This is a genomic window from Gordonia sp. NPDC127522 (assembly GCF_042672305.1).
Taxonomy (GTDB): domain Bacteria; phylum Actinomycetota; class Actinomycetes; order Mycobacteriales; family Mycobacteriaceae; genus Gordonia; species Gordonia hongkongensis.
The window spans coordinates 116,451-141,272 of record NZ_JBHXVK010000005.1; the positions used below are offsets into that span (position 1 = coordinate 116,451).

24 protein-coding genes are annotated in these 24,822 nt (G+C 68.8%); 12 read left to right on the forward strand and 12 right to left on the reverse strand.

Annotated elements, in window-relative coordinates:
• The first annotated feature begins 7 nt into the window (after nucleotides 1-7).
• A complete protein-coding gene (locus tag ACFVHY_RS12150) occupies nucleotides 8-799 on the forward strand; it encodes a DNA-formamidopyrimidine glycosylase family protein (protein ID WP_390272037.1) in 792 nt (263 codons plus the stop codon).
• 15 nt (nucleotides 800-814) lie between these two features.
• Here ACFVHY_RS12150 and ACFVHY_RS12155 read toward each other — a convergent pair whose 3' ends face one another.
• Entirely contained in the window at nucleotides 815-1,237 is a 423-nt protein-coding gene (locus tag ACFVHY_RS12155; protein ID WP_065630753.1) for a pyridoxamine 5'-phosphate oxidase family protein, read from the reverse strand.
• Nucleotides 1,238-1,328: 91 nt separating this feature from the next.
• The gene (glpD, locus tag ACFVHY_RS12160) at nucleotides 1,329-3,071 is read right to left on the reverse strand and encodes a glycerol-3-phosphate dehydrogenase (RefSeq protein WP_137809901.1); all 1,743 of its coding nucleotides are present in this window, start codon (nucleotides 3,069-3,071) and stop codon (nucleotides 1,329-1,331) included.
• Nucleotides 3,072-3,147: 76 nt separating this feature from the next.
• Between glpD and glpK the strand changes: the two genes are divergently transcribed.
• On the forward strand, nucleotides 3,148-4,635 hold the full coding sequence (gene glpK / locus ACFVHY_RS12165; RefSeq protein ID WP_390272238.1) for a glycerol kinase GlpK: 1,488 nt from the start codon (nucleotides 3,148-3,150) through the stop codon (nucleotides 4,633-4,635).
• A 22-nt stretch (nucleotides 4,636-4,657) separates the two neighbouring features.
• Here glpK and ACFVHY_RS12170 read toward each other — a convergent pair whose 3' ends face one another.
• The 3 genes from ACFVHY_RS12170 to ACFVHY_RS12180 form a co-directional block, all read right to left on the reverse strand.
• Nucleotides 4,658-5,107, reverse strand: coding sequence for a hypothetical protein (locus tag ACFVHY_RS12170; RefSeq protein ID WP_223258846.1), 450 nt, complete (start codon nucleotides 5,105-5,107; stop codon nucleotides 4,658-4,660).
• Nucleotides 5,104-6,498 (reverse strand): hypothetical protein, encoded by a 1,395-nt coding sequence (locus tag ACFVHY_RS12175; protein WP_390272040.1) that lies wholly within the window; start codon nucleotides 6,496-6,498, stop codon nucleotides 5,104-5,106. Before ACFVHY_RS12175 ends, ACFVHY_RS12170 begins: the two co-directional genes overlap by 4 nt.
• Nucleotides 6,499-6,607: 109 nt before the next feature.
• Entirely contained in the window at nucleotides 6,608-8,011 is a 1,404-nt protein-coding gene (locus ACFVHY_RS12180; protein ID WP_058250647.1) for an NAD(P)H-quinone dehydrogenase, read from the reverse strand.
• Nucleotides 8,012-8,254: 243 nt separating this feature from the next.
• On the opposite strand from ACFVHY_RS12180, the gene ACFVHY_RS12185 reads away from it, so the two are divergent.
• Nucleotides 8,255-8,734, forward strand: coding sequence for a gamma-glutamylcyclotransferase (locus ACFVHY_RS12185; RefSeq protein WP_390272042.1), 480 nt, complete (start codon nucleotides 8,255-8,257; stop codon nucleotides 8,732-8,734).
• An 11-nt stretch (nucleotides 8,735-8,745) separates the two neighbouring features.
• Here ACFVHY_RS12185 and ACFVHY_RS12190 read toward each other — a convergent pair whose 3' ends face one another.
• The gene (locus ACFVHY_RS12190) at nucleotides 8,746-9,945 is read right to left on the reverse strand and encodes an amidohydrolase (protein WP_068971766.1); all 1,200 of its coding nucleotides are present in this window, start codon (nucleotides 9,943-9,945) and stop codon (nucleotides 8,746-8,748) included.
• Complete coding sequence (locus ACFVHY_RS12195; protein WP_390272044.1) at nucleotides 9,945-10,643, reverse strand: enoyl-CoA hydratase/isomerase family protein; 699 nt, start codon at nucleotides 10,641-10,643, stop codon at nucleotides 9,945-9,947. Before ACFVHY_RS12195 ends, ACFVHY_RS12190 begins: the two co-directional genes overlap by 1 nt.
• 101 nt (nucleotides 10,644-10,744) lie before the next feature.
• On the opposite strand from ACFVHY_RS12195, the gene ACFVHY_RS12200 reads away from it, so the two are divergent.
• Together ACFVHY_RS12200 and ACFVHY_RS12205 are read left to right on the forward strand one after the other, a co-directional pair.
• Nucleotides 10,745-11,548 carry a purine-nucleoside phosphorylase gene (locus ACFVHY_RS12200; RefSeq protein WP_390272046.1) on the forward strand — a complete coding sequence of 268 codons (804 nt, stop codon included), beginning with the start codon at nucleotides 10,745-10,747 and terminating at the stop codon, nucleotides 11,546-11,548.
• A 40-nt stretch (nucleotides 11,549-11,588) separates the two neighbouring features.
• On the forward strand, nucleotides 11,589-12,254 hold the full coding sequence (locus ACFVHY_RS12205; protein ID WP_390272048.1) for a hypothetical protein: 666 nt from the start codon (nucleotides 11,589-11,591) through the stop codon (nucleotides 12,252-12,254).
• A 353-nt stretch (nucleotides 12,255-12,607) separates the two neighbouring features.
• Here the strand turns inward: ACFVHY_RS12205 and ACFVHY_RS12210 are convergent, their stop codons facing one another.
• Together ACFVHY_RS12210 and upp are read right to left on the reverse strand one after the other, a co-directional pair.
• Nucleotides 12,608-13,867 (reverse strand): DUF222 domain-containing protein, encoded by a 1,260-nt coding sequence (locus tag ACFVHY_RS12210; RefSeq protein WP_390272050.1) that lies wholly within the window; start codon nucleotides 13,865-13,867, stop codon nucleotides 12,608-12,610.
• 860 nt (nucleotides 13,868-14,727) lie between these two features.
• Entirely contained in the window at nucleotides 14,728-15,357 is a 630-nt protein-coding gene (upp, locus tag ACFVHY_RS12215; protein WP_058250653.1) for a uracil phosphoribosyltransferase, read from the reverse strand.
• Nucleotides 15,358-15,476: 119 nt separating this feature from the next.
• Here upp and ACFVHY_RS12220 point away from each other — a divergent pair, with 119 nt between their 5' ends.
• The 3 genes from ACFVHY_RS12220 (at nucleotide 15,477) to ACFVHY_RS12230 (ending at nucleotide 18,221) form a co-directional block, all read left to right on the forward strand.
• On the forward strand, nucleotides 15,477-15,851 hold the full coding sequence (locus ACFVHY_RS12220; RefSeq protein ID WP_390272052.1) for a type VII secretion target: 375 nt from the start codon (nucleotides 15,477-15,479) through the stop codon (nucleotides 15,849-15,851).
• Nucleotides 15,848-16,807 carry a C40 family peptidase gene (locus ACFVHY_RS12225; protein ID WP_390272054.1) on the forward strand — a complete coding sequence of 320 codons (960 nt, stop codon included), beginning with the start codon at nucleotides 15,848-15,850 and terminating at the stop codon, nucleotides 16,805-16,807. The genes ACFVHY_RS12220 and ACFVHY_RS12225 overlap by 4 nt, the downstream gene beginning before the upstream one ends.
• 124 nt (nucleotides 16,808-16,931) lie before the next feature.
• Nucleotides 16,932-18,221 carry a primosomal protein gene (locus ACFVHY_RS12230; RefSeq protein ID WP_390272056.1) on the forward strand — a complete coding sequence of 430 codons (1,290 nt, stop codon included), beginning with the start codon at nucleotides 16,932-16,934 and terminating at the stop codon, nucleotides 18,219-18,221.
• Between the two features lie 44 nt (nucleotides 18,222-18,265).
• Here the strand turns inward: ACFVHY_RS12230 and ACFVHY_RS12235 are convergent, their stop codons facing one another.
• The 3 genes from ACFVHY_RS12235 to ACFVHY_RS12245 are packed head-to-tail and all read right to left on the reverse strand — an operon-like array spanning nucleotide 18,266 to nucleotide 21,131.
• A complete protein-coding gene (locus ACFVHY_RS12235) occupies nucleotides 18,266-19,396 on the reverse strand; it encodes an adenosine deaminase (RefSeq protein WP_068971758.1) in 1,131 nt (376 codons plus the stop codon).
• The gene (locus ACFVHY_RS12240; RefSeq protein ID WP_390272058.1) at nucleotides 19,393-20,730 is read right to left on the reverse strand and encodes a thymidine phosphorylase; all 1,338 of its coding nucleotides are present in this window, start codon (nucleotides 20,728-20,730) and stop codon (nucleotides 19,393-19,395) included. The genes ACFVHY_RS12235 and ACFVHY_RS12240 overlap by 4 nt, the downstream gene beginning before the upstream one ends.
• A complete protein-coding gene (locus ACFVHY_RS12245) occupies nucleotides 20,727-21,131 on the reverse strand; it encodes a cytidine deaminase (RefSeq protein ID WP_390272060.1) in 405 nt (134 codons plus the stop codon). Before ACFVHY_RS12245 ends, ACFVHY_RS12240 begins: the two co-directional genes overlap by 4 nt.
• Nucleotides 21,132-21,355: 224 nt before the next feature.
• Here ACFVHY_RS12245 and sdhC point away from each other — a divergent pair, with 224 nt between their 5' ends.
• From sdhC to ACFVHY_RS12265, 4 genes are read left to right on the forward strand one after another with little or no spacing between them, the layout of a single operon-like run.
• Complete coding sequence (gene sdhC / locus ACFVHY_RS12250) at nucleotides 21,356-21,760, forward strand: succinate dehydrogenase, cytochrome b556 subunit (protein WP_058250873.1); 405 nt, start codon at nucleotides 21,356-21,358, stop codon at nucleotides 21,758-21,760.
• Nucleotides 21,761-21,772: 12 nt separating this feature from the next.
• Entirely contained in the window at nucleotides 21,773-22,228 is a 456-nt protein-coding gene (locus ACFVHY_RS12255) for a succinate dehydrogenase hydrophobic membrane anchor subunit (RefSeq protein ID WP_058250659.1), read from the forward strand.
• 14 nt (nucleotides 22,229-22,242) lie between these two features.
• Entirely contained in the window at nucleotides 22,243-23,997 is a 1,755-nt protein-coding gene (gene sdhA / locus ACFVHY_RS12260; protein WP_390272063.1) for a succinate dehydrogenase flavoprotein subunit, read from the forward strand.
• Nucleotides 23,997-24,785, forward strand: a complete 789-nt coding sequence (locus tag ACFVHY_RS12265; RefSeq protein ID WP_058250661.1) for a succinate dehydrogenase iron-sulfur subunit — start codon at nucleotides 23,997-23,999, stop codon at nucleotides 24,783-24,785. Before sdhA ends, ACFVHY_RS12265 begins: the two co-directional genes overlap by 1 nt.
• The last annotated feature ends 37 nt before the right edge of the window (nucleotides 24,786-24,822 follow it).

Consider the following 24,822-nt stretch of genomic DNA (forward strand, 5'->3'; position numbering starts at 1 on the left):
GTGGACCATGCCTGAGGGCGACACCGTCTACGCGGCCGCCGCACGACTGCGGGCGGGGCTCGCGGGACGGGTGCTCGAGTCGTCGGACTTCCGCATCCCGTCGCTGGCCACCGCGGACCTCTCCGGACGCGAGATCCTCGCGGTGCGATCGGTGGGCAAGCACCTGCTGATCGACGTCGCTGAGAGCGGTCCGGGTGTCGGCGACACCCTGAGCATCCACTCGCATCTGAAGATGGAGGGCGCCTGGCACGTGCACCCGCGGGGGCAACGGTGGCGCCGCCCGGCCTACCAGGCCCGCGTCGTCTTGCGCACCGCCGACCATGAGGCGGTCGGTTTCGACCTCGGCGTACTGGAACTGCTCGCCGACCCCGACGCCGCGCTCGCCTACCTCGGCCCCGACCTGCTCGCCGACGACTTCGATCGCGAGGAGGCGATCCGACGCCTCGGATCCGACCCGGACGCGACGATCGGTGCGGCATTGCTCGACCAGCGGCTGATCGCGGGAATCGGCAACGTCTTCCGCAGCGAGATCTGTTTCCTGCGGCGGGTCCTGCCGACCCGGCCGGTCGGCGAGGTCGACCTAGGGCCGGTCGTGGACCTCAGCCGACGCCTGCTGTGGGCGAACCGGATGCGGTCGGCCCGCACCACCACGGGTAACACGTCGCCGAACGCGCGGATGTGGGTGTACGGACGCCACGGGCGGCTGTGCCGGCGGTGCGCCACCCCGGTGAGGCGGGGCGAACTCGAATCCCCCGGCGGCGAACGATCCGTCTACTGGTGTCCCCGGTGCCAGGTGTGATCCGGCCGAGGCCCCTCACACGGGGTAGCGCTCGGGCTCGGGCCCGAACTCGAAGCGGCGGGCGGTGATCGAGTCGACCGTGATCTCCACGTAGTTGTATTTCATCGTCGCGATCCACGGGCGCAGCGGCAGCTGGTCGGCCGCCTCGATCTCCCGGAGCGACACCAGTATGCGTGCCGTCCCCTTGGCGACCACACTCCACCCGTCGGCGTCGGTGTGTCCGTCGGCCTCGAACGCCACTCGCGAATTCACCGCCAGCTCCGACAGTTTCGTGCCCTCGCCGGACCGCAGCATGATGCGGCCGTCGGTCGCATGGAAGTTCACCGGAAAGATGTCGGGCTGGCCGTCGACGCTCAGTGCGATCCGACCGAGCTCGGCTACTCCCAACAGATCCCAGGCCTGGTCGGGGGTGAGCACCCGAACCGATTCGTCGACCATGATCTCGTCTCCTTCTTCCCCCACCCCGATCGTGCCGGGGCATCAGGGGGCAGAGACAGAGGCCAACGTCCCGACTCGACCGGAGCCACCGTCATTTCGGAACGGGCACCGGCTCCAGGATCTCGGCCCGGGCCTCGGGGGCCGCGGCGCGCAGGGCGTCGGCGGAGTCGTCGTCGGGTTGCTGCTGCGAGGCCACCTCGGCCTCCACGCGCGCGACGTAGGTCGCCACCTCGAAGTCGCGTTGCTCGGTGGTCCAGCCGAGCAGGGGCGCCAGCAGGTCGGCGACCTCGTCGGCGCAGTCGACGCCACGATGGGAGTATTCGATGGCGATGCGGGTCCGCCGGGCGAGGACGTCCTCCAGGTGCAGCGCCGCCTCGTCGACCGCGGCGTACACCACCTCCACGCGCAGATACTGCGGCGCCGCGGCCAGCGGTTGCAGCAGGCTCTTGTCGCCGTCGGCGTAGTACAGCACGTCGTCGATCAGCGAGCCGTAGCGGTTCAGCAACCGGCGAATCCGGTACGGGTGCAACCCGAATCGGCGTCCGAGGTGCTCGCACTGGTTGATGAGCGCGAAGTAACCGTCCGCCCCGAGCAGCGGGACGCGTTCGGTGATCGACGGCGCCACCCGGGTGGGGATGAAGTCGTCGCACGCGTCGACGGCGTCGGCGGCCATCACCCGGTAGGTGGTGTACTTGCCGCCGGCGATCGACACGAGCCCGGGCGCGACGGTCGCGACCGCGTGTTCCCGGGACAGCTTCGAGGTCTCGTCGTCCTCCCCGGCCAACAGCGGCCGGAGGCCGGCGTAGACGCCTTCGATGTCGTCGTGGTTGAGCTTGGTGACCAGGACCTCGTTGACGCGTTCGAGGATGTAGTCGATGTCGGCGCGGGTGGCGGCCGGATGCGCGAGGTCGAGGTTCCAGTCGGTGTCGGTGGTGCCGATGATCCAGTGCGTCTCCCACGGGATGACGAACAGCACCGAGTTGGCGGTGCGCAGGATGATCGCCGTCTCGCTGACGATGCGGTCGCGCGGCACCACGATGTGCACGCCCTTGGAGGCCCGGACCTTGAAGTGCCCGCGCTGCTTGGACAGTGCCTGCACCTCGTCGGTCCACACCCCCGCGGCGTTGATCACGCAATGGGCACGGATCTCGGTCACGTCGCCGTTCTCGGTGTCGCGCACCCGGACTCCGAGCACCCGGTCGGATTCGCGCAGGAATCCGGTGACCTGGGTCGAGGTCCGGATGACCGCACCGTAATTGGCCGCTGTGCGGGCGACCGTGAGACTGTGCCGCGCGTCGTCGACGACGGTGTCGTAGTACCGGATCCCGCCGATGAGCGAGCTGCGCTTGAGTGCCGGCGCCACGCGCAGGGCACCCGATCGGGTGACATGACGCTGTCCGGGAACGGACTTGGCGCCGCCCATCCGGTCGTAGAGGAAGATGCCGGCTCCGACATACGGCCGCTCCCACACCCGTTGCGTGAGTGGATACAAGAACGGCAACGGCTTGACCAGATGTGGCGCGAGGAACCGGAGCGACAACTCGCGTTCGCGCAGAGCCTCGCGCACGAGGCCGAATTCGAGCTGCTCGAGATAGCGGAGGCCGCCGTGGAACATCTTCGACGACCGGCTCGATGTGCCCGAGGCGATGTCGCGTGCCTCGACGAGCGCCACGCGCAGACCGCGTGTCGCGGCGTCGAGTGCGGCACCGACACCCACCACGCCGCCACCGATGACCACCACGTCGAACTGTTCCTCCCCGAACCTCCGCCACGCCTCGGCGCGGTAGAGGGGCCCCATGTCGGCGGGCCGGTCCGGGTTGAACTCGGTGTTCATGGTTGCCGAGCCTAATTGATCTCGGTGGGTCGGACAGCGTGCGACACTGTCCGGCGTGGGTAGGTCAGGCAAATACGTGGCGGCGATCGACCAGGGCACCACCTCGACCCGGGCGATGATCTTCGATCACGAGGGCCGCGTCGTCGGCGTCGAACAGCTCGAACACGAACAGATCTTTCCGCGCGCGGGCTGGGTGGAACACGACGCCGCCGAGATCTGGCGCAACACGCGCCGCGTCGGCGCCGCGGCCCTCGCCTCGGCCGAGCTGACCGCCAAGGACATCGTCGCGTGCGGACTCACCAACCAGCGCGAGACGACCGTGATCTGGGATCGCGTGACCGGCAAGCCGGTGCACAACGCCATCGTCTGGCAGGACACGCGCACCGGCGACCTGTGCACCGAGCTCGCCGGCGACGTGGGCATGGACCGCTACCGCGACCGCACCGGGTTGCCGCTGTCCACCTATTTCGCCGGCCCGAAGGCCCGCTGGCTCCTCGACTCGGTGGACGGCCTCCGCGAACGCGCCGAGAACGGTGAATTGTGCTTCGGCACCATGGATTCCTGGATGGCATGGAACATGACCGGCGGCGTCGACGGCGGTCAGCACGTCACCGACGTCACGAACGCCTCGCGGACGATGCTCATGGACCTCCGGACTCAGCAGTGGGATCCCGACATCTGCGCCGAGATGGGCATCCCGATGGCCATGCTGCCCGAGATCCGCAGCTCCTCGGGCGATTTCGGCGCCCTTCGCGGCAACGGCCCGCTACCGGGCGTGCCGCTGGCGGGCATCCTCGGGGACCAGCAAGCAGCGACGTTCGGCCAGGCCTGCCTGGACCCCGGCGAGGCCAAGAACACCTACGGCACCGGGAACTTCCTGCTTCTCAACACCGGTACCGAGCCGGTCTTCAGTGAGCACGGACTGCTCACCACAGTCTGCTACCGCATCGGCGACGAGCCGGCCCGCTATGCGCTCGAGGGTTCGATCGCGGTGACCGGTTCGCTCATCCAGTGGCTGCGTGACAATCTCGGCCTGATCCCGCAGGCATCTGACGTCGAGAAACTGGCGGCCGGGGCCGACGACAACGGCGGTGTCTACTTCGTGCCGGCGTTCTCCGGACTCTTCGCGCCGCGCTGGCGCCCCGATGCCCGCGGCGTCATCGTGGGTCTCACCCGGTTCGCCGACAGGTGCCACATCGCCCGAGCCGCACTGGAGGCCAGCGCCTTTCAGACGCGGGAGGTCATCGAGGCGATGCAGGCCGACTCCGGGGTCGAACTGTCGACGCTCAAGGTCGACGGCGGGATGGTCGTGAACGAACTGCTCATGCAGTTCCAGGCCGACATCCTCGACGTACCCGTCGTGCGGCCGGTCGTGAACGAGACGACCGCTCTGGGCGCGGCCTATGCGGCCGGCCTGGCCGTCGGTTTCTGGGAGAGCGAGGACGACATCCGCGCCAACTGGGCCGAAGACCGCCGGTGGGAGCCCGGGATGGCCGCCGACGACCGCGACCGCCTCTACGCGGGATGGAACCGAGCCGTCGAGCACAGCTTCGGCCTGACCTGACCGGCGCGACGGCGCCGCTGCCTCACATCACGTGGTCGGCGAGGATGGCGACCACACCGGCGGTGCCGCCGAGCGCCGCGGCGGCCTCGTAGGCCGATTCGCGGAGCGCATCGCGCAGCGACTCACCAGCGGCGGGCGTCGACATCGCGGCCACCAGGCAGTCGACGGCGCGGGCGCGGCGGAAGCTGTCGCGCTGGGCGTCCACGTCGCCACGACGCTGATGCGCGAAGGCGTCGAAGTCGTGCTGTGCCGCGACGAGCCGCAGACGTGCGATGCCGGCCGTCGACGCACCGCCCTGCCGCCGCCACTGGCTGATCGCCTCCCGGATCTCGGGCGTCGAGACCGCCGTGACGTCCAGGACGGTCGCGACGATCAGGTGCAGACACGCCGTGAGGTCCTCGTCGGGCACCGAGTCGACGAGGCGGGCGACGCCGCCCGGTAACCGGTCGACACGCTTCAGCCCGGCGTTCACACGGTCTCCGGTCTCGACGTGGCCGAACCGCCCGACGGTGCATCGGTGTCGTCCGAGACCTCCTGCGCCGCACCGTCGACGGGGGTCCGGGAGACGGCGTCGCCGGGTGCCGCGGGCCGCAGGGACAAGGCCTGATCCGGCCCGGCCGGCGCGGCGTCGTCGACCGCCGGGGATGCCTGCCGGATCCAGTCGCCGATGACGGGCGGACCGACGAGCGGCATGTCGCCGACGAGCTGCGCGCCGTGTTCCCGAGTGTGCAGGTACGGCGCTGCCCGGTGGCTGTCGTCGTCGGCGCCGGGCCGCCGTCCGCCGCCCGGGGCCCCGGCGAGCGGCATCCCCGTCGGGCGCTGGGCAACCGGCCCGGCGGTGGCGGGGGTCGCCGGCGTCGGTGAGCCGCCGGCGACCGGGGTCGGCGTCGGCGCCGACGCGGGTGGGAGCAAGCCGGGAGCGGGCATCGCGACCGGGACCCCGGCGCCTCCACTCGCCGGCGCACCGCCACCGGAACCGGATCCGCTGTTCTCGCCGATCCCGTCGGCGCCTCCCGACCGGTGCGTTTCGGGAGCCGCGGCGCCGCGGGTCGTCGACTCGGGCGTCGCCCGACCACCACGCACCAACCCGTCGGGGCCGTCTGTGTTGCCACGACCGGATGGTCCGCCGCCCGGACCCGCCGGCCCTGGCGGCGTCGACGACGCACCGGGTCCGCCGCCACCGGGTGGTGGACCGCCCGCAGCGACCGGCACCGGCCCGGCAGTCGGAGTGGCACGCCCGAAGTCGCCGGCGTCGACGGTGTTGGCGGCCTGACCGCGGGGAGCGTCCGGCCCGGAGCCCGCGGCGCCGGCGGTCGGCCCGAAGCCGAGTCCTGCGGTCACCCCGTTCGCCCCGGTCGGGTCGTTCGGCAGGGAGCGCTGCAGCCCGATCATCGGCGAGGAGTAGGCGCCCGTCATCGCCCGGTCGACCTCATGCCGGACAGCCGGCGCGTCCTCGGGATTGTCACGGATGTGCTGCTGCAGCTCACGCAACCGCCCCTCCTGACCGCGAGCCGATCCGAGGATGCCCGTCGCGCCGGCCAGCGCATCCCCGATCTGGCCGGCGGTCTCCGAGGTCGTCGCCAGATCGGCCGACAGCGACCGGCCCGCCTCCAGCGCTGCGTCGGAAGCCTGACCGAGCATGCCGTCGCCGAACATCGCGTGCATCCGTTCGGCCGCGCGGCGGACGGACTCGATCGCCTGCAGGATCGTGTTGACGTCACCGCCGGCACGACCGGGTTCCATCGTGCTCAGGACGTCGAGGATCTCGTCGATGCTCATGCCCGCCCACTGCGTGCGACCGCGAGCGAACGCGCGGTCGTTGCGACTGCCGTAGGTGTTGTAGGACTGCTGCGGCGAGCTCACGACACCCCCCTGGTCGCCGGCCGGGACGAACGAATTCGTCCGACCCTACCGTGACGACGCACCCGGCGGCGCACACCGGCACCGGCTGTGCACAGTGGGCGGGCGGCGCTCAGTCCAGGTCGTCGTGCCGAACCAGCTGCCGCGCCGCCTCGGTGATGGACCCGGTCAGCGACGGGTACACCGAGAACGTCTGGGCCAGGTCGCCGACGGTGAGCTTGTTCTGCACCGCGAGGGCGATGGGCAGGATCAGTTCGGAGGCGTTCGGTGCGACCACGACGCCGCCGATGACCACACCGGTGGCCGGCCGGCAGAAGATCTTCACGAAGCCCCGGCGCAGACCGCTCATCTTGGCGCGCGGGTTGGTGGCCAACGGCAGCATCACGGTGCGCGCCGGGTACTCACCGGTGTCGATGGCGTTCTGCGACACCCCCACCGTGGCGATCTCCGGACGCGTGAAGATGGCGGACGCAACGGTTTTCAGCTTGATCGGGCTCACGCCCTCGCCGAGTGCGTGGTACATCGCGATGCGGCCCTGCATGGCGGCCACCGATGCCAGCGGGAACAGCCCGGTGCAGTCGCCGGCCGCATAGATCCCCGCGACCGACGTGCGGGACACCCGGTCGACCTCGATGTAACCGCCCTTGCCGACCGCGACCCCGGCACGATCGAGTCCGAGATCGGTGGTGTTGGGGACCGAACCGACGGTCATCAGCACGTGGCTGCCGGTCACGGTCGAGCCGTCGGCCAGATGCGCGGTGACCGAATCGCCGTGCCGCTCGACCTTGTCGGCGCGGGCGTGCTTGACCAGTTCGACGCCGCGTTCGGCGAGTGCGTCCTCGAGCACCAGCGCGGCGTCCTCGTCCTCGTGCGGGAGGACCCGGTCGCGGCTCGACACGAGCGTCACCTTGACGCCCAGTTCGGTGTAGGCGTGGACGAACTCGGCGCCGGTGACGCCGGAACCGATGACGACGAGGTGTTCGGGCAGCTCCTCGAGGTCGTAGAGCTGACGCCAGGTGAGGATGCGCTCGCCGTCGGGTTGGGCGTCGGGCAGCACGCGGGGCGAGGCGCCGGTCGCCAGCAGGACCACATCGCCGTCGTAACGTTCGGTGGTTCCGTCGGCGAGGGTCGCGACGACGGTGTGCGTCGAGACGCCGACCTGCCGCTCGTCGAGAACCGCGGTACCGGAGACGAGTGTCACGCCTTCGCTGATGAGTCGTGAGCGGATGTCCGCGGACTGGGCGAACGCGAGGTCGCGGACCCGCTGGTGGATCTGCGGCAATGTGACGGAGGTGTCGTCGGTCTTGATGTTGATGCCCAGATCGACGGCGCGACGGACCTCGGTGCGGATGCCGGTGGACGCGATGAACGTCTTGGACGGGACGCAGTCCCACAACACGCAGGCACCGCCGATCCCGTCCGAATCGATCACCGTGATGTCGGCCCCGTAGGCGGCCGCCGCGAGCGCCGCCTCGTAACCCGCGGGTCCGCCGCCGATGATGACGATCCTGGTCACTGTGACTCCTGTTCTCCACGCCGGCTCGCCGCGTCCTTCGTGGGGAAGCTGCGCCCGGCTGTGTGTCGTGGCTCGACGGGAACGCGGGGTGACACGCTCCTCGGGTCGCGCGAGACGGTCGACCCCGTTCGCGCCGCCTACCAAACTAGTCGGGCGGGTCCGTCGTTGTGAACGTGGTCGCACACCGGGGCCGGGCCACGGTGTCGCCTTCCGGACTCGGCGGAGACCATCTAGGCTCCATCCGTGCCCATCTACGCCGCCTATGGATCCAACATGCATCCCGAGCAGATGGCCGAGCGCGCGCCGCACTCCCCGATGTCGGGCACCGGATGGCTCCGCGGCTGGCGTCTGACGTTCGGCGGCGGCGACATCGGGTGGGAGGGGTCCCTGGCCACGGTCACCGAGGACCGCGACGACCCCGACGCCCGGGTGTTCGTGGTTCTCTACGACGTCACCACCGAGGACGAGGATCTGCTCGACCGGTGGGAGGGCTCCGAGCTCGGCATCCACCGCAAGATCCGCGCCCGCGTCGACACCGACGACGGCCCGGTACTGGCCTGGTTGTACGTCCTCGACGCCTTCGAGGGCGGGTTGCCCTCGGCGCGCTACCTCGGCGTCATGGCCGAGGCCGCGGAGATCGCCGGCGCACCCGCGGAGTATGTGCAGGACCTCCGGTTGCGCGAGTCGCGCAATGTCGGACCCGGGCCGGGGCCCGCGGAATAGACCGAGGTGTCCTAGCCGGCGGCGCTGGTCGCGTTCAGCACGATCCCGGCGAGCGCGCGCACACCGATTGCGAGGGCACGTTCGTCGAGATCGAAGTTGGGCGCGTGCAGATCGACCTGCGGTCCGAATCCGTCCCACACGCCGAGGCGGGCCATCGCTCCCGGGACGTGTTCGAGATACCAGGAGAAGTCCTCGCCGCCGGGTGACTGCGGGGTGTCCGCGATCGCCTTGGACCCGATCGCGGCGACGGACCGTTCGAACATCCCGACCGCGACCTCGTCGTTGACGACCGGCGGCACCCCGCGGAAGTACGAGAGGTCGTACCGGACGCCGAGCGGTGCCAGCAGCTCGCCGACGACGCTGCGGACCAGCGGTTCGAGCTGGGCCCAGGTGGCGTGATCGCCGGTGCGGACCGTGCCGCGCATGCGACCTTCCTGCGGGATGGCGTTGGCGGCGCTGCCGGCGTTCGCCGCGCCCCACACCATCACCGTGCCCGAACGCGGGTCGATCCGTCGCGACAGCACCCCGGGCAGGCCGGTGATCACCGTGCCCATCGCGTAGATGAGATCCCCGGTGAGGTGCGGCCGCGACGTGTGCCCGCCGGCCGAGTGCAGCTGCAGATCGATGTGGTCGGCCGCGGACGTCAACGGGCCCGACCGCAGGCCGACCGTGCCGACCGGCAGGCGCGGGTCGCAGTGCAGGGCGAAGATGCGGCCGAGACCGGTGGTGACGCCCGCCTCGATGGCGTCGAGGGCTCCGCCGGGCATGACCTCCTCGGCGGCCTGGAAGATCAGACGCACGCCGACCGGAAGTGGTTCGGCAGCGGCGAGGAGCTTCGCGACGCCGATCAGGATGGCCGTGTGCGCGTCGTGACCGCACGAGTGCGACGCGCCCTCCACCGCCGAGGTGAACGGCAGGCCGGTGTGTTCGGTCACCGGCAGGGCATCCATGTCCGCGCGCAGCGCGATGCGGGGCTCACCGGCAGGACCGAGGTCGCACACCACTCCGGTGCCCAGCGGCAGCCGGCGCGGGGTGAGTCCGGCGGCGGTGAGCTCGCTCATCACCAGCTCGGTGGTGCGGACCTCCTGCCGGGACAGTTCCGGATGCGCATGGATCTGCCGGCGCCACGCGATGAGATCGCCGCCGTGCTCGGCGAGCCAGGCGTCGATGGGATCGTCCGCCGCGGCGAAATCCGCTCCCGCGGCCGACATCAGAAGACTCCGGGCGGGGTCTGACGTGCGAGGTCGTCGAGCAGGGGGCCACGGAGTCCGCGCTTGATCAGCGCCAGGTTGGGTCCGGCGGTCGCGGAACGGGCGGCCGCGATCTCGGTGGCCCGCTTCACGAGGAGCTCGGCGTCCACGGCCTCGTCGACGATTCCCGCACGCACCGCGTCGTCGGCGCCGTACCGCCGGCTGGTGTACATCGCCTCGGTGGCGGTGCGATCGGTCAGTCGGGTGCGCAGCAACGTCGCCATCCCACGGGTGAACGGCATGGTGAGAGCGGCCTCGGGCAGCGACCAGAAACCGCGTTCGGTGCGCATCAGGACGTGGTCGGTGCACAACGCGAGCATCGCTCCGGCGCCGAAGGCGTGTCCGTTGACGGCGCTGACCGTCGGAACGGGCAGGGTGAGCACCTTCGCGTACAGGGCGTGCACGCGGTCGAGGTAACCGGGCAGCTGGTCGGGAGCGGCGAAGATGTGGTCGGTGTCCAGGCCGTTGGAGAAGAACTTCCCGGTGGCCGTGATCACCAGCGGTCGTGTCGGGTCGGCGACCACCTGGTCCAGCAGTGCATCGACCTCGTCCAACCAGTCGACCCGGAAGCGGTTCTCCGGATTGGACTCGCTGATCTCCTCACCGCGCGCTCCGAGATGGAGCTCGACGACCTCCCCGTCACCGTTCAGAAATGGCATGTCCCGACCTTATCGCTCCCGGTCTCCTCGCCACCGACCCGATCGGTCGGCGCGCTGCGACGCGCGGCCGTGTGGGCCTGGGAACGGTTTAGGGTTGGCGCATGGAGCCCACCGCCGACCCCGACGCCGCGGCCATCGTCGCCGCGGCCACGATCGCTGCCGAGACCGACGCCGCTACACACGATGTGGCCGTCATCCTCGGCTCGGGATGGTCACCCGCCGCCGACGCCTTCGGGCGGCCCATCCGCTCGTTGCCGATGGCGTCGATCCCGGGATTCGTCCCGCCCAAGGCCGCCGGCCACGGCGGCGTGGTCCACTCCGTCCGGATCGGTGATCGACCAGTCCTGTTGATGCTGGGGCGTATTCACGCCTACGAGGGCCATGACCTCGCTCGCGTGGTCCACCCGGTCCGCACCGCAGCCGCGGCCGGTGTCCACACCGTCGTGCTCACCAACGCGGCGGGCGGTCTGCGCGAGGACATGTCGGTCGGGCAACCCGTGCTCATCTCGGATCATCTGAATCTCACGGCCCGCTCCCCGTTGGTCGGCGCCCAGTTCGTCGACCTGGTCGATGCCTATTCACCGCGGCTGCGACAGATCGCGCGCGGTATCGACCCGGGCCTCGCCGAGGGGGTCTACGCCGGGCTCCCCGGCCCGCACTACGAGACCCCCGCCGAGATCCGGATGTTGCGGACGATGGGTGCGGACCTGGTCGGGATGTCGACCGTGCACGAGACCATCGCGGCGCGCGCCGCCGGACTCGACGTGCTCGGCATCTCCCTGGTCACCAACCTCGCGGCCGGCATGACCGGCGAACACCTGAGCCACGCAGAGGTCCTGGAGGTCGGCCGCGCGTCGGCAACCCGGATGGGCGAGCTGTTGGCCCGGATCATCGGCGAACTGTAGGACCGAACGGAACCGCGGCCGGCCGAACCGAAGGAGCGAGATGACCTATCCACCGAGCGGTCCAGGTGGCTATCCCCAGGGTGGCTATCCGTCGGGCGGTTACCCGCAGGGCCCGGTGCCACCCGGCCCGCCGCGGTCCCCGTGGTCGTCGCCGGCGGTGCTGGTGGCGATCGGCGCGGGCGTGCTGCTGGTGGTGGTGGGCGTCCTCGCGGCGCTGCTCCTGATCCCCGCGGACGACGAGTCCGCGGACCGCGACAGCTCGGACGGCGGACAACCGTCGGCGTCGACCTTCACGAGTACCGTCACCCGCCCCGCGGAGACGACGACGACCCCCACCACCGCGACCACCACCACGACGCCGCCCCCGGTCGGGCCGACCCCCACCGTCGCCGGCGCGGACTGGCAGGGATTCACCAGCGGTCCCCGCTGCAACGCCGCCGACGACCCCGCCGTGGCCGTGGGACAGACCGCCCGGTCGCGCGTGGTGATCTGTCAGGTCGGTACCCAGACGGGCCGCTTGTACTACAAGGGCGCCGCACCCGAGGGCGGGATCGAGCTCCAGTTCCCGACCCGCATCGGTGACACCTTCGAGGCGCGCAACGGCTCGGTCCGTTATCTCGTCTCGCCGACGAGTCTCACCATCGTCGACGGCGGCGCCGTGCTCACCGAGGAGCCGATGCTCGCGTACTGGTCGCTGCCCGGCTGAGACCCGCCGAAACTCGCTGACCGCGGTTCGGCGTACCCGGTCACCGTAATTCGAAGCGTGCGTGACGGGATGACCGTTGCGCCCGACGTCAGCACCCTGCCGCTCGGTTCTTCGCCAATTCGCTTGCGACACAGACGACACCGGTATCGAGACCACCGGTGGGAGGCGCTGACACAGAGCCGGACGCTCGCTCGGCGCTCAACAGTTCCCATCCACCGCGTTGAGACGATCCGGTCCCGTACGGGGGCGGTTGCCTCTGGGGTGTCACTGTGGAGTTGTCAAGGAACGGATGCGGTCCCGGGTATGGCCCGGGTGCGGAAAGTGCTACGTGAAAGTGGTTGTCGGACGGCCGGTCAGGCGGCCTCGTCGAGGCGCATAGTGCGCCGGTTGTAGGCGGGTAGCGGTCGGCGTTGCGGGTCGATACTGGCGGGTGGGACGAGCCAGGGATGACGGTCGAAACCCATCACGATGTCCCAGCCGTGGTGGTGGACCTGGGTGTGGCAGCGTTGGCAGAGCAGGCAGCCGTTGTCGAGGTCGGTGGGTCCGCCGTCGGCCCAATGGGTGACGTGGTGAACCTGGGTATGTGACGGTGGTGCACCGCATTTGATGCAGCAGGCGTCACGCACGATGATCGCCTTGCGGAGGTGTGCCGGATACAACCGATGAGTGTGACCCATCTGCAGCGGTACGCCCTCACCGTTGAGAATGATCTCCGTCAGCGAGCCGTCGCACGACACCTGTTTCGCCGTCGCTTGGCTGACCGGCCCGGTCCACGGCAGCGACGCCGGGTCCCCGGTGGCGGGGATGGTCAGCATGAGTTGCGTGCGGGGCGAACCGACGGTGTCGAGGGTTGCGCCTAGTGCGGCTTGGTCGAGGATCAACTCGAAAGCGTCGGCTCGGCGTTGCTCGGCGGTGCGTCGATCCTCGGCGCCGTCGGGTTCGGGCCGTGGACAGGACCGTTCGTCGATCATGGCCAGGAACTTCTCGCCGACCAACTGGGTGAGATCGGCACGGACCTCGACGCGGCCGTCGTCGGTGGTGTGTGCGTTGACCGAGTTCAGCGATGGGTCGTCGGCCGCCGGTACACCGGTGTCAGAGTCGTCGCAGAGTGTGTTGCCGATGGCTCGAGCGTGCTTGAGTACTTCAGTCGGTGTCGCGCCCGACAGCGCCTGGGCGACGAGCTCGCTCTCATACCGGGAGCGATCGTCGTCGGAAAGCGCCTCACCGCAACGCTTGTCGATCTGGTGCATGCCTCGGACGATGGCGTCGACGATCTCGCCAGCCAGTCTCCCGTCGGCCGCGTGACGCGCCACCACGGGCAGCGTCGGTAGGGCGTTGACACTTCGCACGGTGCGAAGAGCAGCGGCAGGTGCGTGGCCGCTTTCGATCAGCAACTTCTTGGTGGTACTGCCGGCTTTTTGCGCGACGCCGAGTTCGTCGAGTTGCGCTGCGTGGGTGACGATCTGATGATCAGCAAGGTTGCGGATCAGGCGCCATGTGTCGAGGGCGTCGAATGTTGCTCTGCCCCTTGGGTCGTCGGCGGGTGGGGTGGTTCCGATGAGTTGATCGAGGAGAGTGGCTAGCTCTGACATGACTCCAAGGTACAGGAACACCCATTCGATTACGAGAAAACTCCACAAGCCCAGAAATTACGAAACCATCGACTGTGCAGCGTTTTTCGTCGACTGTGCATTGCAGTGCGTGGATCGATGACAGTGGTGAACTTCAGTCACACCCGTTTCGGAATTCGTTCTTCCAACGGTGTTCTTGCCGCGGACTGCGGGTCTCTGGTGCGCGATCTCGGGGCCGAGGGCACGCGCGGAAAGCCCTGGGCGGCAACTGCCGCCGTAGTCGGTCAACAAACTCTTGTCCGTGATGCCGTGCGCGTGGAAGAAGGGCGTGCCCGGCCCCAGAATTGCGTATCGGTCTCTGTGCGTTCGTCGGTGAGGATCTCGGAGTACGCAACCGAGTGTGGTCGCCGACGATATGGAGGCCTCCGGGAGCGCCGTGATCTAAGCGGCGCGGCGGGGTTCGGCGTACCGGCAGCGCGGTGGCCTGGGCGAGGTGTCGCAACAGTGGCATCCCATATCGGCGCAGCACCGCCTCGACGGTCGATCTCGCAGCAGTAGATGCGTGGCAATAGGAGCTACGTCCCGGCGGGGAGATAGGCGTAGCTTGATGATTCGACGTTCACGTCGCACCGGGGTTCGTTGTGTGACAGGTGGGGCGGCTGGAGTGATCTGTCATGCCGGCTTCGCCGTGAACGCGGTAGCCGTCGGCCCGTTCTCGGCCGTCGCTCGAGCATTCAAACCGTCCGGCGGCCCACCGCAGCGGCCATCCATGATCGGTGATCGACGAAGCATCCTGCCAGTACCAGACGGCAGCGTTCGGCGAAAAGAACATAAGGGCGGGTCATGAGGCCCTTGAATGACGACGTGTGGCTTGTCTCAGCGACGTGCCGCGCGAGGCATCCTCATGAATACCTCGGACCGAACTGCCGGTCGCCCGCGTCACCGAGACCGGGCACGATGTAGTTGACCTCATTGAGCCCGTCGTCCACGGCAGCCACGACGAGCCGGCACGGGTGTCCCGAATTCTCGAGCGCTGCAACCCCTTCAGGCGCGGCGACGACACACACGGCGGTGATGTCGGTGGCATTGCGGGCGACCAGCAACTCGATGGTGTGGAGCATGGAGCCGCCGGTGGCGAGCATGGGGTCGAGAACGAACACCGGCCGCCCCGACAGGTCCTCCGGCAACGACTCCAGGTACGGCACGGGTTGTGCGGTCTCCTCGTCGCGGGCGAGGCCCACGAAACCGACATGCGCCTCGGGCACCATCGCGTGCGCCTGCTCGACCATGCCGAGGCCGGCCCGCAGGACCGGGACCAGGAGCGGCGGGGACGCCAGCCTCGATCCCGTATGCGCGGTCATCGGCGTGTTGATCGCGACGTCGGCGCGCGGCGCACCGGCGAGCGCCTCGTAGATCAGCATCTGGGTGAGGTCGGACAGCGCAGCCCGGAATCCGGCGTTGTCGGTGGTCTCGTCGCGCATCGTGGTCAGACGCGCGGCTGCGAGGGGATGGTCGACGATCAGGGACTCCATGCCGACACCCTATTTCCTCCCCGGCGCTCGCGTGCCGCTTGGGCGAGCTCCACCACGCCGGTCTGGGTCGCCGCGAGAATCCGATGGAACCCAACGGGGCCGCGCCGCGTCGAAAACCCATGAGCCCGTCCTCCCCCCATCCCTATCCCGCACCCACCCGGCCAGGCCCGGACACCGGTGGCCGACTGGTCGCCGATTCGTCTGCGCTGCACGAGTTCTCCGGCGCACACCGCACGAACGCCCAGATGCTCGAGGGCGGGACCGGCAGCGACGACGCCGCCGTGGTCGAACTCGCCATCACCTTCGGTCTCATCGGCATCGAGTTCCTCACCGCCGTCGTCGAGTTCCTCGACCTGCACCGTCGCACCATCGAGGCCGCGACGGCGCGCGAGGAACGCGTCGGACTCACGACGAGCTCGGCCGCAACGTCCTACGCCGACTGCGACTGCGCCGCCGCCGACCGGATCGCGACGGCCGGTGAGCTGACGCTGTGATCCCCGTCGAACTCCTCATCGAGCCACTGCGGCAACTGATCGCCGCGCTGGGGACCGGCATCCTGGCACCGGGCAACCCCGCCGAACGGGTCCGGACCGTAGCGGGCACCGTCGAGTCGGTGCGCCAGCGGTCGACGTCGGCCGCCGAGTCCGTCCTCACGCGGTGGGACGGAGCCGGGGCCGCCGGAGCCGCAGCCGCGACCGCGGCGAACCAGCGCCGACTCACCGAACTCACCGAATGCGCCGCCGAGTTCGGCCGGCTCGTCGAGAGCGCCGGCCGTACCGTCCACATGGCGTCGACCGCGCTGAACGGCCTCGTGGACTCCCTGGAACGGCATGTCCGCGGCCTCAACGGCGGATTGGCCACTCCGGCAGTCCTTCTCGCGGTCCTGCCGATCGCCGTCGAGCATCTGAGCCGCGGCGTGGAGATCATCGGTCGTGCTCGCGCCGAGCTCGGCTCCGACACCGAGGCGATGGCCGCCCTGGCCCGCCGCACGGCGCCGGCCGAGATGGTCGGAGTCGCAGGCGGCGACGTCGCCAGACTGTCGCCCGTCCCCACGCCCGGCGGCGTCCCCATCACGCTGCCCGACGGCTCGGTCGCCCACGCTCCGAACGAACGCGCGGCGACCGCGGTGCGGGCCGCGCTGAGTCAACGCGGGGTGCCCTATGTCTGGGGCGGGACGACGCCCGACGGATTCGACTGCAGTGGCTTCACACAGTGGGCCTACCGGCAGGCCGGGCTCGAACTCCCCCGCCTCGCCCAGGAGCAGGACACCGCCGGGTATCGGGTGTCCCAGGCGCAGCTGCAGCCCGGAGACCTCGCGGTGTGGTCCGGCCACGTGGCGATGTACATCGGCAACAATCAGATGATCGAAGCCGGTGACCCCGTGGGCGTCTCGCCGGTGCGCACCTCGAACCTCGACCAGGCATTCGAAGGATTCTTCCGTCCACGATGAGAGCCGCGCCGATGGTCGCACCCGCGGGCGAGTCAGGAGTTCATCGAAATGTCGTCGGCACACCACCGACCGTCTGTGGGGGCACTACTGGATCCGCCGCCGACAATCGCTAGGCTGTGTCCCCATGGCCGGAGACATCGTCCCGATTGAGCTCGGACTCACCGACGGAAACAGCTTCACCCTGTGGGCACCCCGCTGGCGTGAGGGCGATGACGAATGGGAGGCCTTCCTCGGACTGGACGAGGACCTGTATGTCCTTCCCTCTGTCGCCGAGCTCGCCGCGTTCATCCGCACCAACGAGGACAACGATCTCGTCGAGCACCCGGCGTGGTCGACCGTGGTCGGCCTGCAGGCCGATGAACTGGTCCCCGACGAGCGCCACAGCTACGACCTCGTCGGCGTACCCGAGCTCGCCGCGGAGGACCCCACCGCCGAGGTCATCGCCGAACTCGAGGACGCACTCGAGATCGTGCGCATCCTCGGTGAGGTCTGCGAACTGACACCGGTCACCAAGTTCTTCAACGGCAACCCGATCCTGGGCGCCGTCACCACCGGCACACGCAACTTCGACGGCCGCGAGGGCACCGACCTCTGGGTGCGCATCGGTCGGCTCATCGCCAAGCACTGGGATGACGTGCTCGATGCCATCGACGGTGTCATCAGCACACCGAAGGTGGACGCCAAGGCCGTCGAGACCGCCGAGGCCGAACTCGAGGCCGCCGCGTCCGCCGAGGACGAGGACGAGCCGACCGACGATGACATCGAGATCGTCGGTGCCCCCGACTCCGAGTCCTCGGGCGCCGCGGACGACGATGACCTCGAAGAGGACACGGACGACGAGGACGAGGACGACTACGACGACGACGATTTCTGGGCGTCGGTCGGCATCGACCCGATCAAGATCGTCACCAGCGCGAACGAGTACCTGACACTGCGGTGCTATCTCGGAGACGACCCGGTGTTCCTCGGCACGAAGGGCAAGATCTTCGTGTTCACCTCGGCGCGTTCGCTCTCGCGGTTCCTCGCCGACGACAACACGCATGACCTCGCCGACCTGTCCACGTTCGACGAGGTCCGCACCGAGGCGACCAACGGATCCCTCGAGTTCGACGTCATCGACGACAACGTCTACGTCCTGCCGGGTCTCGCCGACGACATCGCCGACGGCCCCCGCCGAATGGATCGCGACCAGCTCGACCTCGCCGTCGAACTCTTCACCGACGCAGCCGACTACGCCGGTGACAGCACGGTCACCGAGGCCCTCGGCACCACCACCCCGCTGGGATGGTTCGTCGACTACACCGTCAACCCCGACCCCAAGCGCATGGCGCCCAGCGGTCCGTTCGACAACGAGGCCGAGGCGTGGCGCGCGCTCGAGCACGACTTCGAGGCCCGGCTCACCAAGAAGGGCTGACGGGCGCAGTCCTCTCCGCCCATAACCGGCCGCGACGGTGCTGCTCAGCCGAGCAGCACCGCGTAGCCGGGCTTTATCACGTCGTCGATGAACGCCAGCCGCTCGTCGAAGTGGATGAACGCCGACTTCATCGCGTTCACCGTGAACCGTTCGAAATCCGCCCAGCCGTAGCCGAACCGATCGGCGAGCAGGCCGAATTCCTTGCTCATGGTGGTGTCGGACATCAATCGGTTGTCGGTGTTCACCGTCACCCGGAACCGTAGGCGCGCCAACACGTTGAACGGATGCTCGGCGAGTGAACCGACCGCCCCGGTCTGCACATTCGAACTCGGGCACAGCTCCAGCGGAATCCGCTTGTCCCGCACGATGTTCGCCACCTGACCCAGCCGCGCACCCGCGAACGAGTGCGCCGCGAGATCGACCCCCTCCGGGAGTTCGATGTCGTCGAAGACGCGGACGCCGTGACCCAGCCGGTCCGTCCCGCAGAAGCCGATGGCCTCGTGGATCGACGGCAGCCCGAATGCCTCGCCGGCGTGGATGGTGAAGGGCGCACAGTTGGCCCGCATGTACTCGAAGGCGTCGAGGTGGCGGGTCGGCGGATGCCCAGCCTCGGCGCCGGCGATGTCGAAACCGACGACACCCCGGTCCCGGTAGCGGACCGCGAGTTCGGCGATCTCGCGTGACCGGGCGGCGTGGCGCATCGCGGTGACCAGGCACCGCACGGTGATCGTCCGGCCCCGCTCGGCCGCGACCGCCTCGCCCTCGGCGAAGCCCCGCAGCACCGCCTCGACGACCTCGTCGAGGGTCAGCCCACCTTCGAGATGCTGTTCGGGCGCATAACGCACCTCGGCGTACACGACCCCGTCGGCGGCGAGGTCCTCCACGCACTCGCGCGCGACGCGTTCCAACCCGCCGACGGTCTGCATCACCGCGACCGTATGCGAGAAGGTCTCGAGGTAGCGCTCGAGCGAGCCGCTGTCGGCCGCACGTCGGAACCACTGCCCCAGAGTCTCGGCGTCATCGATCTGCCTGCCGTTCTCATCCGCCGGGAGGCCGTCGTATCCCACCTCGTGGGCCAACTCGAGGACCGTCGCGGGCCGGAGTCCGCCGTCGAGGTGGTCGTGGAGGAGCACCTTCGGGGCGAGGGAGATGTTCGCCGGGGTCAGCGTCGTCATGATGGAAACCTAACGCGGTCGATGATCAGTGGACTGGTGCGCGCGCCGCCCGCGTGTTCGGCGGAGTCGGGCCCCACGGTCGTCGCCCCGGCCAGGCAGGAGCGGGCGCCGGGGATCCGGTCCTCATCCTGCGTGTGGAGGGTGAACAACGGTTGACCGGCTCGGACACGATCACCGGGCTTCGCATGGATGGTCACTCCCGCCTCTGCCGCGACCGCCTCCCCCGGTTTCGATCGGCCGCCGCCGAGTCGCCACGCGGCGTCGCCGACCGCGCGGGCGTCCATCTCGGTGACGATGCCGTCGCCCGACGCGGTCACGGTGTCGTGGTGGCGCGCCGTCGGCAGGGGCGCATCGGGGTCACCACCTTGCGCCGCGATCATCGCCCGCCACGTGTCCATCGCCCGGCCGTCGGCGAGATGGGTTGCGGGGTCGGCGTCGACGAGCCCGGCGGCGTCGAGCATCTCCCGGGCGAGGGCCAGGGTCAGTTCGACGATGTCGGCGGGTCCGCCGCCGGCGAGTACCTCCACCGACTCGGCCACCTCCACGGCGTTGCCGATCGCGAGTCCGAGCGGTGTGCCCATGTCGGTGATGACCGCACGGGTGTCGACACCGGCGTCGTGACCGAGTTCGACCATGGTCGACGCCAGTTCGCGCGCATCGTCCTCGTCGGGCAGGAAGGCACCCGAACCGGTCTTGACGTCGAGGACCAGCGCACCGGTGCCCTCGGCGATCTTCTTGCTCATGATCGACGACGCCAGCAGCGGAATGGACTCGACCGTGCCCGTGACATCGCGCAGGGCGTAGAGCTTGCGATCGGCCGGTGCCAGGTCGGCGCCCGCGGCACAGATGACCGCGCCGACCCGCTCGAGCTGGTCGAGCATGTCGGACGTGCTCACCTCCGCCCGCCACCCCGGGATGGACTCCAGCTTGTCGAGCGTCCCACCGGTGTGACCGAGCCCCCGACCGGACAGCTGCGGCACCGCGACACCGAACGACGCGACGAGCGGCGTGAGCGGGAGGGTGATCTTGTCCCCGACGCCGCCGGTGGAGTGCTTGTCCACGGTGGCCAGCGGCCGCCCGTCCCGCTGCAGACCGGACAGGTCCATCCGGCGCCCGCTGTCGATCATCGCGTGCGTCCAGGACGCGATCTCCCGGCGGCTCATCCCGCGCAGATATATGGCCATCAGCAATGCGGACATCTGTTCCGGCGCCACCTCGCCGCGGGTGTAGCCGTCGACCATCCACGCGATCTGCGCGTCAGCGAGTTCGTGCCCGCCGCGCTTGGTGGCGATCACCGACACCGCGTGGATGATCTCCCGGGCGTCGACCGTCATGAACGGACCGCCTCGAGATCGTCGGGTCCGAAGGCATCGGGAAGCAGCTCCGCCAGCATCCGGGGACCACCGGGATGGTCGACGAGGAGCTCGCGCCCGCCGTGTTCGAGAAGGACCTGTCGGCACCGTCCGCACGGCATCAGAACCGCCCCGCGGGCGTCGCAGACGCTGACCGCCCGCAGCGCCCGCCCGCCCCCGTTCACCAGGGCCGCGACCAGCGCGACCTCGGCGCAGATACCCAGGCCATATGAGACATTTTCCACATTGCAACCGGCGACGACACCGCCCTCGGCTGTGATCCCGGCGGCGCCCACCGGATACCGGGAGTAGGGTGCGTAGGCACGACCGATCATCGATCTGGCCTTGTCCCGCAACACATCCCAATCGATTTCTGTTACCACGTGGATCTCCTGTCGCCCGGCGTCATCGGCCGTTCATCCGGATTTCATCACCGCAAAGCTTGGGTAAGGCAAACCTAAGTCGTAATGTCTTGTCGCCCAGATCGGTTCGGGCAATTTACCACCGGAATGTGCATGGGTTTAGAGTCTCTTCGTATGGGTCCATGGTCGAGTCGGAGCATGCCGATTCGACGCGTCCATCGACGATGTTGGAGGCCACTTTCCCGATGAGCACCTCGACCGAAGTCGCACCCGACCCGGTGCGCAGACGATCTCTTTATCGCGGCGATCCCGGCATGTGGTCGTGGGTCCTGCACCGCATCACCGGCGTCACGATCTTCTTCTTCCTCTTCGTACACGTGCTCGACACCGCGGTCATCCGAGTCGACCCCAATCAGTACGACGAGATCATCGAGACCTACAAGACGCCGATCATCGGTCTCATGGAGATCGCCCTGGTCGCGTGCGTCCTGTTCCACGCCTTCAACGGTGTGCGCCTGATCCTCGTGGACTTCTGGTCCAAGGGACCCAAGTACCAGCGACAGATGCTGTGGGTGGCCATGACCCTGTTCGTCATCGTCTTCGGTGCCGGCACGGTCCGCCTGCTGCAGATCATGTTCAGCCACCTGTAGGAGACACCAGAGATGACCACCTCGGAAGCCACCGGTGTCGCCAAGACCCTCGGTACTCAGCACGACCGTCCCGCGAGCCTGGACAACCCGCGCTCGCCCCGCAAGCCCAAGGGCGGCAACTTCGAGAAGAACGCATGGCTGTTCATGCGGTTCTCCGGGCTGCTGCTCGTCGTCCTGACGATCGGACACATGTTCATCATGCTGGCCTGGGACGGCGGCGTGCACCGCATCGACTCCTCGTTCGTCGCCGCGCGCTGGAGCTCACCCTTCTGGCAGATCTGGGACCTCACCATGCTGTGGCTGGCCCAGCTGCACGGCGGCAACGGTGTGCGCACCGTCATCGCCGACTACTCCCGCAAGGACTCGACCCGTTTCTGGCTGAACGTGCTGCTCGCCGTGTCGATGATCCTCGTCCTCACGATGGGCACCTACGCCCTCCTGACCTTCGACGTCAACAGCGTCGGCTAGAGGAGACCCACAACATGCAGGAACATCGCTACGACGTCGTCATCGTGGGCGCCGGCGGCGCAGGCATGCGCGCGGCGATCGAAGCCGCCCCTCGTGCCCGCACCGCGGTGCTGACCAAGCTGTACCCGACCCGCAGCCACACCGGCGCGGCCCAGGGCGGCATGTGTGCGGCACTCGCCAACGTCGAGGAAGACAACTGGGAGTGGCACACCTTCGACACCGTCAAGGGTGGTGACTACCTCGCCGATCAGGACGCCGTCGAGATCATGGCAAAGGAGGCCATCGACGCGGTGCTCGATCTCGAGAAGATGGGCCTGCCCTTCAACCGGACGCCCGAGGGCAAGATCGATCAGCGACGCTTCGGCGGCCACACCCGCGATCACGGCAAGTCCCCGGTCCGGCGGGCCTGCTACGCCGCCGACCGCACCGGCCACATGATCCTGCAGACGCTCTACCAGAACTGCGTCAAGCACGACGTCGAGTTCTTCAACGAGTTCTACGCCCTCGACATCTGCCTCACGGAGAACGAGAAGGGCGAGCAGGTCGCGACCGGTGTCGTCGCCTACGAGCTCGCGACCGGCGAGATCCACGTCTTCCACGCCAAGTCGATCGTGTTCGCCACCGGCGGCTCGGGCCGTATGTACAAGACGACCTCGAACGCGCACACGCTGACCGGCGACGGCATGGGCATCATCTTCCGCAAGGGCCTGCCGCTCGAGGACATGGAGTTCCACCAGTTCCATCCGACGGGTCTCGCGGGGCTCGGCATCCTCATCTCGGAGGCGGTCCGCGGTGAGGGCGGCATCCTGCGCAACGCCGACGGCGAGCGTTTCATGGAGCGCTACGCCCCCACCATCAAGGACCTCGCGCCGCGCGACATCGTGGCCCGGTCGATGGTGCTCGAGGTGCTCGAAGGTCGCGGTGCCGGCCCGAACAAGGACTACGTCTACATCGACGTGACCCATCTCGGCGAGGACGTCCTCAACGAGAAGCTCCCCGACATCACCGAGTTCGCCCGTACCTACCTCGGCGTCGACCCGGTCACCGAGTACGTGCCGGTGTTCCCCACCTGTCACTACGTCATGGGCGGCATCCCGACCAACATCAACGGTCAGGTGCTGCGCAACAACGACGAGGTCGTCCACGGCCTGTACGCCGCCGGCGAGTGTGCGTGCGTGTCCGTCCACGGAGCCAACCGGCTGGGCACCAACTCGCTGCTCGACATCAACGTCTTCGGACGACGCGCGGGGATCGCGGCCGCGGAATACGCGAACTCGGCCGAGTTCGCCGAGCTCCCCGAGACGCCCACCGCGATGGTCGACTCGTGGCTCGAACTGCTGCTCAGCGACCACGGACACGAGCGCGTCGCCGACATCCGTACCGAGCTGCAGGCCTCGATGGACGCGAACGCCTCGGTGTTCCGCACCGAGGAGACCCTCAAGCAGGCCCTGACCGACATCCACCGGTTCAAGGAGCGCTACGCCCACATCCGAGTCCATGACAAGGGCAAGCGCTTCAACAGCGATCTCCTCGAGGCCATCGAACTCGGCTTCCTGCTGGAGATGGCGGAGGTGACGGTGGCCGGAGCCCTGAACCGCAAGGAGTCGCGCGGCGGTCACGCACGCGAGGACTACCCGGATCGTGACGACGTCAACTACAAGCGGCACACCATGGCCTACAAAAAGGGCACGGACCTCCTTTCAGACATCGAGTTGGAGTACAAGCCGGTCGTGGAAACCCGCTACGAGCCGATGGAGCGTAAGTACTGATGACATCTGTTCTGGACAAGCCCGCACCGTCTTCCGACGATCCGCCGTTGCCTCCGGTGCCCGACGAGGCCACCATGGTGACGCTCAAGATCTTCCGCTTCAACCCGGAGAATCCCGACGCCCAGGGCTTCGAGAGCTTCCGCGTCCCGGCGCTGCCGACCGACCGCCTGCTCAACCTGCTCCTGTACGTGAAGGGCTACCTGGACGGGACGCTCACGTTCCGTCGTAGTTGCGCCCACGGCGTGTGCGGGTCGGACGCGATGCGGATCAACGGCGTCAACCGTCTCGCCTGCAAGCTGCTGATGAAGGACATGCTCCCGAAGGACAAGTCCAAGGAGATCACGATCACCATCGAGCCGATCCGCGGTTTGCCGGTGGAGAAGGATCTCGTGGTCGACATGGAACCGTTCTTCGACGCGTTCCGCGCGATCAAGCCGTTCCTGATCACCTCGGGCAACGAGCCGACCCGCGAACGCATCCAGAGCCAGGCCGACCGCGCCCGGTTCGACGACACCACCAAGTGCATCCTGTGCGCCTGCTGTACGACGAGCTGCCCGGTCTTCTGGACCGAGGGTTCGTACTTCGGTCCCGCCGCGATCGTCAACGCGCACCGGTTCATCTTCGACAGCCGCGACGAGGGGGCCGTCGAGCGACTCGACATCCTCAACGACGTCGACGGTGTGTGGCGTTGCCGCACCACGTTCAACTGCACCGACGCGTGCCCGCGTGGCATTCAGGTCACCCAGGCGATCTCGGAGGTCAAGCGCGCACTCATGTTCTCGCGCTAGCCGATTCGAACTTTCTCTGCAGCCCGGCAACGGCCCG